Below are 13,184 nucleotides of genomic sequence, written 5' to 3'. Positions count from 1 at the left end.
GCCGGCGGCCCGGGCCAGTCCGATACGGGTACACCCGGGGCCCGGGTCAGCCCCGTGCGGCCCCGTCGGCGACCGGAGCCGAGGGCTCGGACGTCACGGCTTCCCTCCGCCGATGCCGGCGTGGAGGAACGTGGTCAGCGTCTCGATCGCCTCCTCGTCGGACAGCTCCCGGCCGAGCTGCGGGCCGCGCCCGGACAGCCAGAGGTCGGCGCACGTCGACAGCAGCGTGGTGAACATCGAGGCCACGACGAGCGGATCGCCCGGCAGGTCCAGGTTCGCGAGGTGGCCGGCCACGTGCCGGAGGTCCGGCTCCATGAGCTCGCGGCTGCGCCGCTCGAACGACGGGTCCACCGTGGCCGCCTGCTGGAGGGCCACCACGGTCGTCCGGTAGCGCCGGTAGAAGTCCCAGTAGGCGGCCACGTGCCAGCGCACGGCCTCACGGTCCCGGAAGTCCTCGCCGTGCCCGGGCGTCACCACGGTCGTGTCGGCCTCGGCCAGCAGGTCCGCCAACAGGGCTTCGAGCAGCGTCTCCTTGTTGGCGAAGTGGTTGTAGAAGGACCCCGCCGCGCGGCCCGCCTCGGCGGTGATGTCGGTGATCTTCGTGTTCAGGTAGCCGAGCCGCCCGAAGGCCCGGACCGCCGCCGCCTTCAGTTCCGCCTCGGTCCGCGCCGCCTGCTGCTTGCGCACGCCAACCGCCATGCCCCACCACCTCCGGGCTCCGTGTATTGACGGCAGGCTAACAGCACCCCTAGCATGAATCCATGTTCACTGAATCTGAATTCACCGTTCTGATCGTGGGCGCCGGCCCCACCGGGCTCACCCTCGCGATCGACCTGGCACGGCGGGGCGTGCCGTTCCGCATCGTCGAGAAGTCGGCGCACCCGTTCGACGGCTCGCGCGGCAAGGGGATACAGCCCCGCACGCAGGAGGTGCTCGACGACCTGGGTGTGCTCGACCGGTTCACGGCGTACGGCTCCGACTACCCCGAGCTGCTGATCCACCGGCCCGACGGCGGCACGATGACGCGGCGGATGGACGTGCTGTACGAGCCCACGCCCTCGGTGCCCTGCCCGAATGCCCTGATGGTGCCCCAGTGGCGTACGGGCGAGCTCCTGGCCGAGCGGCTGGCCGAGTGGGGCGGGCGGGTCGAGCACGGGGTCGAGGTCACCGGCTTCACCCAGGACGGGGACGGCGTGCACGTCACGCTCGGCACGGGAGAGCGCGTCACCACCCGCTACCTCGTGGGCGCGGACGGCGGGCGCAGCACGGTCCGGCGGCTGCTCGGCGTGGGCTTCGCCGGTGAGACGCACGACACCGAGCGCATGCTGATCGCCGACGTCCGCCTGACGGGCCTGGACCGCGACCACTGGCACGTGTGGCCCGGCGCCGCCGCGCACTCCGTGCGGCTGGCCTTGTGCCCCCTGCCCGGGACGGAGGACTTCCAGCTCACCGCGCCCCTGGAGGAGGGCGCGGCGGCGCTCCCGCACCGGATGTCGCCGGAGTCCTTGCAGGAGCTCGTCGATGCCGTCGAGCCCGGGATCACGCTCACCCGCGTCGGCTGGACCTCGCTGTTCCGGCCCAACATCCGCATGGTGGACCGCTACCGGGTCGGCAACGTGTTCCTGGCGGGGGACGCGGCCCACGTGCACTCCCCCGCCGGCGGGCAGGGGCTGAACACCGGGATCCAGGACGCCTACAACCTGGGCTGGAAGCTGGCCACCGGGGACGACGCCCTGCTCGACACATACGAGGCGGAGCGCCTGCCGGTCGCGGCCGCCGTGCTCGGCATCAGCACCCGGCTGCACCGGGCCCACCGGGAGAACGCCGAGGACGCGATGCGCCGGGACGATCCGGTGCTGCGTCAGCTGTCCCTGAACTACCGCGGCGGCCCGCTGGCCGACGGACCCGAGCCGGGCGCGGGCCGGCTGCGCGCGGGTGACCGCGCCCCTGACGCCCCGTGCGGCCCGGCGCGCGTCTTCGACCTGCTCCGCGGCCCGCACTGGACGCTGCTGGCCTTCGACGCACCCGATGCCGACCTCCCGCCGCACACGCCGGGGCTGCACGTCCACCACGTGGTCCGGCCCGGGGCGCCGTCCGCTCCGGGCGCCCTCGTCGACACCGACGGCCATGCCCACGACGCGTACGACGTCACCGCGCCGACCCTCTTCCTGATCCGTCCGGACAACTACCTCAGGAGCGTGACCGCCCCGTCCGCCGCGCCTGACCTCCGCGTGTCGCCGGCGGTCCGGACCACGGCCTGACCACCGGCTCGGCCGGCCCGGCCGAAGACCGGCGCGCCGCTTCATCCGCAGGCGGAGGTACCGCATGACCTTGTACGGTCGACGAGAACAAGAGAGGACATCATCCGACATGGTGCCCCCGTGCTGTCTTCTGCCGACCGATGAGGACTGATGACTCCCTTGATCCCGCAGGATCCGGACGCGCTCAAGCAGCTCCTCGACCGCGAGATCGCGGCGCTGCGCGCGGCGGCCGGCCGCGACGCGGGGGTGAGGCTGCACGACGGACACCCCCCTCCCACCTCGGCGGACCACCCGGACGCGTCCTGCGCCTGCGGCGGGAGCGACGGGCCGGGACACTCCTGCGGTGACGGGCCGGAGGGCCACGACCCGTTGGCCTGCCTGTGCGCGACCCTGCCCGCCATCCCGGTGTCCGCCGCCCTGCTCGTACCGGTGCGCGACGATTCCGGCCGCACCGTCGACTTCACCGTCAGGGCCGGCAACCACGTCCGGTCCGCCCAGTGGATGGAGGCCCCCGACCACCACGTCGGCAGACGGCTGGGGGAGGTCCAGCCCGGAGCCGCGTCCGGCGGCCTGATCGACGCGCTGGCCGGCGTGCTCGGCACCGGACGCGCCCTGCGGGAACGGGCGGTCGACTACACCGAGCAGCGCAGCGACGGGCTGCACCGCACCCAGCTGCTGTACGACGCGGCCTCCTGCGGGGACGGCGTACTGGCGACGTGGCGGCCCGCCCGGAACCGGACGGAGCTCCTGTCGCTCGACGCGCAGTACATCGCGTCGATGGGCTGGGGCACCTGGGACCTGCTGTCCGGCACCACCACCTGGTCCGAGGGCCTGGCCTCCATCTTCCGCACGGACGCGGCGCGGCCGCTGGCCCTGGCGGAACTGTGCGACGCCGTCCTGCTGGAGGACCTGCCCCGGTTCGGGAAACTGCTGACCGCGCTGCTCGACGGGGAGGAGCCGCCGGGAGCCGAGGTGCGCTTCAGCGTGATGGGCGAGATCCGCACCCTGCACCTGGTGGGGCATCCCGTCGTCGCCACGGACGGGCTGGTGTGGTCGCTGCACCTCATCGCGCGCGATCTCACGGCGCAGGTCCGCAGCCGTCAGCAGCTCGCCGCGAGCCGCCGGCAGTCGGAACGGCTGCGCGAGGAGGCCGCGGCCGAGCGGCGGGTGGCCGCCGCGCTGCGCGAGGCGCTGCTGCCCACCCACTCCGCCGAACTCGCCCGGATCGGCCTGTCCGTGGCGGCCGCCTACGTGCCCGCGGAATCGGACGCGGCCGTCGGCGGCGACTGGTACAAGTGCCGCCTGCTGCCGGACGGACGGATCCTGCTCGCCATCGGTGACGCCTCCGGCCACGGGCTGGGCGCGGTCGCCCGGATGGCGCAGCAGCGCCACGCCCTCGCGGGGCTCGCGCACGCCCCGGGCACCCACGCCGGCGAGCTGACCACCTGGCTCAACGAGCTGCTGTGCGGTGACCCGGCGGCCGAGACGGCGACGGGCATCATCGGACACGTCGACGCCGAGCGGAACTTCCGCTGGGCCTGCGCGGGGCATCCCGCGCCCCTGCTGCTCCGCGACGGGCGGGCGTCGGTCCTCGACACCGGCCACCGCGGCCCGCTCTTCGGCATGCTGCCCGGTTACGACTACGCCACCGCCACGGTCGCCCTGCGGCCGCGGGACCTCCTGCTGCTCTACACGGACGGCATGGTCGAGCGGCGAGGGGAGGACATCACCTCGGGCATCGACGCGCTGCGCACGGTGCTGGCGGAGTGCGAGGGGCTCACGGCCCAGGAGGCCCTCGACCGCATCATGGCCGCGTACACGCCGGAGACCCACGAGGACGACACCTGCCTCGTGGCCGTCCGCCTCGGCTGACCCTCCCGACCGGCCCGACCGGCCCGACCGGCCTGCTCCGGCCTTGCTGTTCGATTGTCACGCCCATGCGCCCACCCACGTTTCGAACACGTTTTTGCGGTCACACGCGTCCCAGAAGCATGCGTTCGAGGACCTGGCCGTAGGAGAGCAATGGGGATCGCGAGGGTGTCGCACCTGCCCGGGCGGGCGGAGCACCACTGGATCTGGCAGGCGGAGGCCGCGTGCCGCGGCGTGGGAGCGGACGGCTTCTTCCACGCGGAGGGCGAGGCGCGTTCGGACCGGGCGGCGCGCGAGGAGGCGGCCAAGGCCGTGTGCGGGGCCTGCCCCGTCCGCGCGCAATGCCTGGAGCACGCGCTGCGCGTCGCGGAACCGTACGGCGTGTGGGGCGGCCTGACGGAGAGGGAACGCCACCTGGCCGTCCGCTCCGAACCGGCCGCGGCGTAGGGGTGTCCCGCAGTCGGCCGGAGCGGCCCGGCCTCCGTCCCGGACCGGAAGGCCCTTCGGGGTCTGGTCCCGCCCCCGGCCGTCGGGCATGCTCGCGGTCATGGGAGACGAGATGAAGAACACGACGGGAGTCGGCGGCCGAGCCGACGTCGGAAGCAACGCCGGAGCCGGCCCGCTGGGCTACCAGCACGCGTCCGGAGCGGCCTGGGTGGTCGAGGCGCGCGGAGAGCTGGACCTCGACACGCTCCCGCCGCTGGAAGCGGCGCTCAGTCAGGCCGCGGCGACCCACCACATAGTGATCCTGGACGCGGCAGGCGTCACCTTCGCCGACTCCACCTGTCTGACGGTGCTGTTGCGCGTGCGCCAGCTCGCCGACCTGCGGGTCGCCCGCCCCTCGGCCCAGCTCGCCCGCCTGCTGTCCCTGACCGGCGCGGACCGGGTCGTCACCGTCCACGCCGACCTCGACACCGCGACCGCCCAGACCTGAGCCGGATCCGCGCCGGCGGGCGGGCGCGGCCGGCCCGCCGGCGCGGTCCCGTCCGCCCGCGGGGAATACCCCCGCCGCGATAGTTGCTATATACACCGAACCACGGGGGTGCATCCCCCGCGGTTCCGCAGGAAGAGCGCCGGTACCCCTCCCGGCGCTGCACCACGTCACTGGAGACACGCATGTCGGACCACTCGGAACAGCCCGCAGACGTCGTCGCGCGGCTGCGCGCCACGTTCGCCACCGACCGCACGAAGCCCCTGGCCTGGCGTACGGCCCAGCTGAAGGCCCTGCGGACGCTGCTGACCGAGCGGGGTGACGAGCTGGCGGCCGCCCTGCACGCCGACCTCGGCAAGAGCCGCAAGGAGGCGTACCGCACCGAGATCGACTTCACCGTGCGGGAGATAGACCACACCCTGGAGCACCTCGCCGAGTGGCTCCGGCCGCAGCCCGCCCCCGTACCGGACCGGCTGAGCCCCGCGACCGCCCACACCGTCCTCGACCCGCTCGGCGTGGTCCTCGTCATCGCCCCGTGGAACTACCCCGTCCAGCTGCTGCTCGCCCCCGTCGTCGGCGCGCTCGCCGCCGGCAACTGCGTCGTGGCCAAGCCGAGCGAGCTGGCGCCCGCCACCTCGCGGGTCGTCGCCGACCTCCTGCCGCGCTACCTGGACGGCGACGCGGTTGCCGTGGTGGAGGGCGCCGTACAGGTGACCACCGACCTCCTCGCCCAGCGTTTCGACCACATCTTCTACACCGGCAACGGCCAGGTCGGCCGCATCGTCATGCGGGCCGCCGCCGAGAACCTCACGCCGGTCACCCTCGAACTCGGCGGCAAGTCCCCCGCGTTCGTCGACCGCGGCACGGACCTGGCCGTCGTGGCGGCCCGGTTGGCATCCACGAAGTTCATGAACGCCGGCCAGACCTGCGTCGCGCCCGACTACGTGCTCACCGACCCCGAGACCGCCGCGCAGCTGGAGAAGGAGCTCGCCTCCGTGCTGCACGGGCTGTACGGCGACGACCCCGCGGCCTCCCCGGACTACGGCCGGATCGTCAACGAGCGGCACTTCGACCGTCTGACGGGCCTGCTCGACTCCGGGCGCACGGTCGTCGGCGGCGCCCACGACCGGGCCGAGCGCTACATCGCGCCGACCGTCCTGGCCGGGGTGGCACCCGACTCCCCCGTCATGCGCGAGGAGATCTTCGGCCCGATCCTGCCCGTGGTCGAGGTCGCCGGGCTCGACGAGGCCATCGCCTTCATCCGCGACCGCGACAAGCCCCTGGCGCTGTACGCCTTCACCGAGTCCGCCACCACGCGCGATCGCCTGACCCGGGAGACCTCCTCGGGCGGCCTGGCGTTCGGTCTGCCCGTCGCCCACCTCACCGTCTCCGACCTGCCCTTCGGCGGGGTGGGCGAGAGCGGCATGGGCAGCTACCACGGCCGCTACTCCCTGGAGGCCTTCAGCCACCGCAAGGCCGTACTGGACAAGCCCCTGGGCTGAGGGGTGGAACGGGCTCCGGCGCCCCCGCCAGGACCCGGCCCCCCGCCGGAACCCGGCCCCTCGGCCGGGACCCGGCGCGGGCCGGCAGATCCGTCGGCCCGCGTCGGGATGGACGGGCCGCAGCCGGGCACGAGCGGGACATGGCTGTCCTTCGAAAGCTCGCCCGCCCCCTGCTGGCCGCCCCGTTCGTCACCGACGGGCTGCGCACGCTGCGCCGCCCCGAGGCGGTGGCGGAGCACGTCCAACCCGTCGTCCGCGCGGTCGGAGACCGCATCCCCGCACTCGCCGGGGATCCGCTGAAGCTGGCGCGACTGGGCGGCGCCGTCCAGGTCGGTGCGGGCCTGCTGTTCGCGACGGGGCGCGCCCCCCGCGTCGCGGCGCTCGCGCTGGCCGCCACGATGGTGCCGACCACCCTCGCGGACCACGCCTTCTGGACGGTGGAGGACCGGGAGGAACGCGCCCTGCAGCGCGTCCGCTTCCTGACCGACCTCTCCGTCCTGGGCGGCCTGCTCATCGCCGCCGCCGACACCCACGGAAAGCCCTCGCTGGCCTACCGCTCCCGCCACGCCCTCGACCACCGGCATCCGGTACGCGCGGTCCGCCGCCCCGTCGAAGCGGCCGCCGCGGTGACGGCCGCCCGCGCCAAGGCCGCGGCCCGCCCCCTCACCCACGCGTTCTGAGGCAGTCCCCGCCGCCGCGACCGCGGACGGCCCGCGCAACGCCGCACGGCCTCGGTTCCCGTACCGCGTACGGGAACCGAGGCCGTGCGGCGTGGGGGTCAGCTCCCGTCGCGGCCGTAGTAGTCGCCGACGCGACCGCGGTAGCCCGCGTCGCCCCGGTGCTTCTCCTTGTCGTACTCCGGGGCGTTCTTGATCTGGTCCTTGGTGCGGCTGACGTGGACCGTCCGCTCCTCCATGTCCACGCGGCCGACGGTGCCGGCGGGCAGCAGGACCTCCTTGCCGAAGATCCACGGCCCCGTGTCGACGACGATGTACGCGGAGCCCACGTCCTGCGTGTGCTCGTCGACCGTGCCGATGTGGCCGTCGGCCGCCTCGACCTTGAATCCGATCAGGCTGGCTCCCGCCGTCGAGCGGGATTCGGGACCGTAGCTCCAGAGTTCTGACATGGATCCTCGTTTCGGGAATGTCCCCCGTACCGGGGGACGGACACGGTGTTCCCTTCCCGTTCCGGTCAGCCTTCGCCGCCCGGCAGGGCTTCCTTCACCTTGGCGAGGGCGAAGCCCCACCCCTGCGCGACGGTCGGCTTGCCCGGCACGGCAACCTCCTCGGGGTTCGTCAGCACGTCCAGCAGGACCGGCCCCGGGGTGGCGAACGCCCGGCGCACGCTCTCGTGGAGGTCCGCAGGGTCGGTGACGCGGATCCCGGTGATCCCGAGCGCGGTGGCCACCGCGGCGAAGTCGGGGTTGTCGAGATCCGTACCGAACTCGGGCAGACCGGCCTGCTCCTGTTCGAGCTTGACCATGCCCAGCCTGCGGTTGTCGAAGACGACGAGCTTGACCGGCAGCCGGTACGTCTTGATCGTCATGAGGTCGCCGAGCAGCATGCTGAGCCCGCCGTCACCGCAGAAGGCGACGACCTGCCGGTCGGGCGCCCACAGCTGGGCGCCGAGGGCCTGGGGCATCGCGTTGGCCATCGAACCGAGGTTGTACGAGCCGATCAGGCGCCGGGTGCCGCGCATGGTGACGAAACGGGAGAGCCATACGGTGGCCATGCCCGTGTCGGAGGTGAAGACGGCGTCCTCGTCCGCGTGCGCGTCGACGGCGGCGGCCAGCGCCTCGGGGCGGATCTCGTGGTCGCGGTTGTCCAGCGCGGCCCGCAGCCTCCCGGTCAGACGGTGCTCGTGCGCCGGGTCGGCCAGCCGCTGCTGGCCCTCCTGCCAGTGCGCGAACCGCTCCCGGGCGTCGTCCAGGTGCGCCCGGTCCGGAACCGCCTTCAGCAGCGGAAGCAGCGCCCGCAGCGTCGCGCCCACGTCACCGGCCAGACCCACGTCCACGGGGACCCGGCGGCCCAGGTGCTCCTCGCGGGTGTCGATCTGGACCACCTTGCAGTCCTTCGGGTACCAGTCCCGGTAGGGGAAGTCGGTGCCCAGCATGAGGAGGACGTCGCCGTGGTCGAGGGCGTGGCCGGCGGCGGGGTTGCCGATGAGGCCGGTCTGGCCGACCTGGAACGCGTTGTCGTCCTCGAACCCCTCCTTGGCCTTCAGGGTGAGCACCATGGGGGCGGCGAGCAGTTCGGCGGTGCGCAGGACCTCGGTCCGGGCGTCGCGTGCTCCGCGCCCGACCAGCAGGGTGACCCGGGAGGCGGCGTTCAGGAGTTCGGCGGCCCCGGCGAGCGCCGGGTCGTCGGGGCGGGTGACGGCGCGGTCGAGGGCGATGCGCGCGGGGCGGTCCTCGCCCGTCTCCAGGTCGCCGATGTCGCCGGGTACGGTCAGCACGGCCACCCCGCCCTGGCTGACGGCCGCGCGCACGGCGGACTCCAGCATCCGCGGCATCTGCTCGGGGGAGGTGACGGTGGCGCGGTAGACGGCCACGTCGCGGAAGAGCAGGTCGTTGTCGACCTCCTGGAAGTAGTCGCTGCCCATCTCGGCAAGGGGGACCTGGCCGCAGATCGCGAGGACGGGGGTGCGGCTCTTGGCGGCGTCGTAGAGCCCGTTCAGGAGGTGTACCGAGCCGGGACCCACGGTGCCCGCGCACACCCCGATCGTTCCGGAGAGCTGGGACTGCGCCCCGGCGGCGAACGCCGCGGCCTCTTCGTGGCGGCAGCCGACCCAGCTCAGGCCGTCCGTGGTGCGGATCGCTTCGGTCAGGGGGTTCAGGGCGTCCCCGACGACCCCGAAGACGTGCTGGACGCCCAGTTCCTTGAGTGCGTCGACGATCACGTGGGCGACGGTGCGTGCCACAGGGGTGCCTTTCGTTCCGGTGCGGCCCGCCCGGCGCGCGAGCCGGGCGCGGCGGACGTGCGGGGCGGGTGTGCGGGGGCGGTCGGGTCACGGCCGCCTGCCCGTCGCGTGCCCCGTCACGGCTTGCTGATGCGGGCGGCGGTCCGGCCCCTTCGCCCGCCGGGCCCGGGTCCGGCCGGTGGAGCGCGGACCCCGGCAGGGTCACCCGTTCGGCGCATGCGGTGGCCCGGGGTGACAGTACGGCTACACACCGGCGCCACGGCCTCCGTGGCCGTCGGGGGCTCCGGCGGGGCGCTCCGGCCGGTTGCGGAGACACGCCGCAGGGTGCGGGCTAGGAGGAGGGCACGGGGTGACGCGGGACACCGAGGTCGCCGCGGATCGCGTGCCGTACGCACTGGAGGATTCACCGATGAGCGCTGGAAACGGTTTCCTGAGCACCGAGCAGCTGATCAACCTGACGGCCTTCGACACGGACGGCGAGAAGATCGGCAGCGTCGGTCAGGTCTACCGCGACGACGCGACGGGCCGGCCGGAGTGGGTCACCGTCAAGACCGGCTGGTTCGGCATGAAGGAGTCGTTCGTCCCCCTCGCGGGTGCCCGCAGCGACGGCGAGGCCCTGCACGTCCCGCACGCCAAGGACGTCGTCAAGGACGCCCCGCGCGTCGACGCCGACCAGCACCTGGACGCCGACGAGGAGGCCCGGCTCTACCGGCACTACGGCCTGGCGGGCTCGAACGGCAACGGGAACGGCAACGGGCAGGGCAAGGGCAAGGCGCACCGCACGGCCGTGGACGCCCCCGGCATCGCGACCGGGACGTACGTCGACGACCGCGGCGAAGGGCGCCGCGAGGACGAGCTGATCCGCTCCGAGGAGCGGCTGCGCGTGGGCACGGCCAACGAGGAGGTCGGCCGGGCCCGCCTCAAGAAGGTGGTCGTCACCGAGAACGTCACCACCACCGTCCCCGTCAGCCACGAGGAGGTCCGCGTCGTGCGCGAGCCCGTCCGCGAGGGCGAGCGCGTACGGGGCGACATCGGCGACGCCGAGAGGGAAGTCACCCTGCACGCCGAACGGGCCGTGACCCGCAAGGAGACCGTGCCCGTCGAGCGCGTGCGCCTGGAGACGGAGAAGGTCACCGAGCAGCAGGAGGTCTCGGACACCGTCCGCAAGGAGAAGATCCGCTTCGAGGACGACCAGAACCGCAAGGGCGAGGGCCGGGGCGGCCCGCGCCGCTGACACCACGCGGTGGCAGGCACACGCGGAACGGGCCCGAACTCGTCGAGTTCGGGCCCGTTCACGTGCGCGGGTCAGGCGGGACGGCCGCCGAAGGGGACGTCCGGGCCGTAGTAGGTGCCCAGCTCACCGCGGTAGTGCGGGTCCGCGAGGTGCTTGTCGCGGTGGAACTCGGGAGCGTTCTTGATCTGCTCCTTGGTCCGGTCGACGAAGATCTTCTTCTCTTCCGGCTCGATCCGGACCACGGTGCTCGCCGGCAGGAGGACCTCCTTGCCGAAGATCCAGACACCGGTGTCCACGACCAGATAGGCGTCACCGACCTCGTCGGAGTGCTTGTCCACCTTGCCGATGCCGCCGTCGGTCGCCTCGACCTTGTAGCCGGTCAGATCGGTACCGGCCAGGTGGCCCGAGGTCGACGTGTAGCTCCACACATGCTCAGTCACGCGAAAACAACTCCTCCGGTCAACGGAGGGCGGCGGAGATCTCCCGCCACCCCTCCTTCTTCCGTATGCCGTGCTCGTCCGGGCGGATTTCGCGGTGTGCCCGAAATCCGCTCCGCACTCCGCTTGCCCCGTCACCGGCGGCCCATTCACCCGGATCGGGCAGCGGTCGCCTCCCCGCGCCGCTCAGTCGGACGCGGCCGCGCCGGTGATCAGGCCGACGAGCCCGGGCAGCCCGCCCTCGGTCAGGGCGCGGCGCTGGCGGTCGGCGGGCGTGCCCTCCTGCAGCAGCCGGTGGACGAGCGCGCTCACCTGTCGGAGGTCGCCGGCGTCCTCCAGGGCGGGGGTGATGTGGCGCAGGAGCGAGCACAGCACGTCACCGCTGCTGTGCGGGCGGCCCTGCGGGTCGAGCAGGGTGCCGTTCAGGCCGTGCCGGGCCGCGTGCCAGTTCCCTGCCTGCAGCAGCTCCGGCGTGCACGCCTCCAGCGGGGTGCCCGCCTTCTCCTCGGCGATGGCCGTGGCGACCAGGGCGCGGACGATGCCGGCCAGCATGACGGCGTCGTCGGCCCTGATCTGGACGTCCAGGCAGCGGACCTCGACGGTGGGGTAGCGGTCGGAGAGCCGGGCCTGCCAGTACACCTGTCCGCGATCGGCGATCACCCCGGACGCGACCAGCGCCTCCAGCCGCCGCTCGTAGTCGGCGTGCCCGTCGAAGTGCGGCGGCGGCCCGCTGACCGGCCAGCGGCCGAAGACGATGGTCCGCCAGCTCGCGAAGCCGGTGTCCCGGCCCTCCCACACGGGCGAGTTCGCCGACATGGCCAGCAGGGTCGGGAGCCACCCCCGGATCCGGTTCAGGACCGCCACGCCCGTCTCCGGGTCGGGCACGGCCACGTGGACGTGCATGCCGCTGATCAGGTGCTCGCCGACGAGCTGCCGGGCCTCCCCCACCATCCGCAGGTAGCGGGGCGTCCGCGTCACCGGTACGGGGTCCGCCCCCCGCAGCGGGGCGGCGCCCGTGGCGGCGATCCGGCAGCCGTTCGCCTCGGCGGCCGAGGCCACCGCGTGGCGCAGGCGCAGCAGGTGACCCCCCACCTCCTCCAGGGTGGAGCAGACGGGGGTGGCCACCTCGACCTGCGCCTGCAGCAGCTCGTCCTGCACCTCGGCGCGGTCCGCCAGCGGGCCGAGGCCCGCCGTGCGGCGGACGTCCTCCACCATGGGTGCGGGCAGTCCGCCGACCGGCTCCACCAGCACGTACTCTTCTTCGACACCAACCGTGATCACGTTCTGCGGCTACCCGCATACCTCATGATCACCCTCGGCCGATCGGCCCGCCCGCCCCGGCCGGATCAGCCCGCCGGCACCCGCGAGAACGGGCTGTCGCCGAGGCCCTCCAGCAGGTCGGCCGGGTCGCGGTAGACGGCGGCCGCCCCCGCCTCCTCCAGGTCGGCGCGGGGGATCCCGCCGCACAGCAGGCCGACGGCGGTGACTCCGGCCCTCGCGGCCGCCTGCATGTCCCAGACGGAGTCCCCGACGAACACCGCGCGCCCGGCCGGCACCCCTGCCCGTTCGAGGGCCTGCAGCACGGGGTCGGGCGCGGGTTTGCCCTGCTCGACGTCGTCGGAGGTCGCGGTGCCGCTGAGGGCGTCGTCCGCTCCGATCGCCTGGCGCAGTGCCTCCAGCTCCCGGTCCTTGGCCGAGGTGACGAGCAGTACCTTCCACCCGGTCTCCGCCAGTTCGCGCAGGACGTCGGCGGCCGAGCCGAATGCGGCGAGCCGGTCGAAGTAGGTGGCGTAGAGGGTGTCGTGGGCGGCGCTGATGCGGTCGTCGCCGGAGCGGTCGCGGTCCTCGCCCAGGAGGTGGTCGAGGAGGTCCCCGCCGGGGAGGCCGATCGCCCGGTGGACGGCGTGCATGGGGACCCGGTGTCCCGCCTGGCGCAGGGCTTCCCACCAGGAGGTGACGTGGAGGTGGTTGGTGTCCGTGAGGGTTCCGTCGACGTCGAAGAGCGCGGCGCGGTTCATGGGGGCGGCCACC

General features: G+C 73.6%; 13 protein-coding genes. 7 read left to right on the top strand and 6 right to left on the bottom strand.

The window, feature by feature from the left end:
• Nucleotides 1-93: 93 nt before the first annotated feature.
• On the bottom strand, nucleotides 94-699 hold the full coding sequence (locus ACZ6S8_RS32300; protein ID WP_469460990.1) for a TetR/AcrR family transcriptional regulator: 606 nt from the start codon (nucleotides 697-699) through the stop codon (nucleotides 94-96).
• 62 nt (nucleotides 700-761) lie between these two features.
• On the opposite strand from ACZ6S8_RS32300, the gene ACZ6S8_RS32295 reads away from it, so the two are divergent.
• From ACZ6S8_RS32295 to ACZ6S8_RS32270, 6 genes are all read left to right on the top strand, one after another.
• Entirely contained in the window at nucleotides 762-2,261 is a 1,500-nt protein-coding gene (locus ACZ6S8_RS32295) for an FAD-dependent monooxygenase (protein WP_469460988.1), read from the top strand.
• 150 nt (nucleotides 2,262-2,411) lie between these two features.
• A complete protein-coding gene (locus ACZ6S8_RS32290; RefSeq protein ID WP_469460986.1) occupies nucleotides 2,412-4,133 on the top strand; it encodes a PP2C family protein-serine/threonine phosphatase in 1,722 nt (573 codons plus the stop codon).
• 156 nt (nucleotides 4,134-4,289) lie between these two features.
• Nucleotides 4,290-4,577: a WhiB family transcriptional regulator gene (locus ACZ6S8_RS32285; RefSeq protein ID WP_469461039.1), complete on the top strand. Its 288-nt coding sequence runs from the start codon at nucleotides 4,290-4,292 to the stop codon at nucleotides 4,575-4,577.
• Nucleotides 4,578-4,677: 100 nt separating this feature from the next.
• The gene (locus tag ACZ6S8_RS32280) at nucleotides 4,678-5,064 is read left to right on the top strand and encodes an STAS domain-containing protein (RefSeq protein WP_469460985.1); all 387 of its coding nucleotides are present in this window, start codon (nucleotides 4,678-4,680) and stop codon (nucleotides 5,062-5,064) included.
• Nucleotides 5,065-5,246: 182 nt separating this feature from the next.
• Nucleotides 5,247-6,563: an aldehyde dehydrogenase family protein gene (locus tag ACZ6S8_RS32275; protein ID WP_469460983.1), complete on the top strand. Its 1,317-nt coding sequence runs from the start codon at nucleotides 5,247-5,249 to the stop codon at nucleotides 6,561-6,563.
• Between the two features lie 140 nt (nucleotides 6,564-6,703).
• Nucleotides 6,704-7,243, top strand: coding sequence for a DoxX family protein (locus ACZ6S8_RS32270; protein ID WP_469460982.1), 540 nt, complete (start codon nucleotides 6,704-6,706; stop codon nucleotides 7,241-7,243).
• A 98-nt stretch (nucleotides 7,244-7,341) separates the two neighbouring features.
• Here ACZ6S8_RS32270 and ACZ6S8_RS32265 read toward each other — a convergent pair whose 3' ends face one another.
• Both ACZ6S8_RS32265 and ACZ6S8_RS32260 read right to left on the bottom strand, forming a co-directional pair.
• Nucleotides 7,342-7,689, bottom strand: a complete 348-nt coding sequence (locus ACZ6S8_RS32265; RefSeq protein ID WP_469460981.1) for a PRC-barrel domain-containing protein — start codon at nucleotides 7,687-7,689, stop codon at nucleotides 7,342-7,344.
• Between the two features lie 65 nt (nucleotides 7,690-7,754).
• Nucleotides 7,755-9,482, bottom strand: coding sequence for a thiamine pyrophosphate-dependent enzyme (locus ACZ6S8_RS32260; protein ID WP_469460979.1), 1,728 nt, complete (start codon nucleotides 9,480-9,482; stop codon nucleotides 7,755-7,757).
• Nucleotides 9,483-9,891: 409 nt separating this feature from the next.
• Between ACZ6S8_RS32260 and ACZ6S8_RS32255 the strand changes: the two genes are divergently transcribed.
• Complete coding sequence (locus ACZ6S8_RS32255; RefSeq protein ID WP_469460978.1) at nucleotides 9,892-10,716, top strand: DUF2382 domain-containing protein; 825 nt, start codon at nucleotides 9,892-9,894, stop codon at nucleotides 10,714-10,716.
• Between the two features lie 71 nt (nucleotides 10,717-10,787).
• Here the strand turns inward: ACZ6S8_RS32255 and ACZ6S8_RS32250 are convergent, their stop codons facing one another.
• From ACZ6S8_RS32250 to ACZ6S8_RS32240, 3 genes are all read right to left on the bottom strand, one after another.
• A complete protein-coding gene (locus ACZ6S8_RS32250; RefSeq protein ID WP_469460977.1) occupies nucleotides 10,788-11,156 on the bottom strand; it encodes a PRC-barrel domain-containing protein in 369 nt (122 codons plus the stop codon).
• A 183-nt stretch (nucleotides 11,157-11,339) separates the two neighbouring features.
• Complete coding sequence (locus tag ACZ6S8_RS32245) at nucleotides 11,340-12,434, bottom strand: carboxylate-amine ligase (RefSeq protein ID WP_469460976.1); 1,095 nt, start codon at nucleotides 12,432-12,434, stop codon at nucleotides 11,340-11,342.
• Nucleotides 12,435-12,499: 65 nt separating this feature from the next.
• Nucleotides 12,500-13,171, bottom strand: a complete 672-nt coding sequence (locus ACZ6S8_RS32240; protein ID WP_469460975.1) for an HAD family hydrolase — start codon at nucleotides 13,169-13,171, stop codon at nucleotides 12,500-12,502.
• Between the last annotated feature and the right edge of the window lie 13 nt (nucleotides 13,172-13,184).

This window comes from Streptomyces sp. NPDC048461 (genome assembly GCF_055587105.1).
This window is presented reverse-complemented; position numbering and strand designations above follow the sequence as displayed.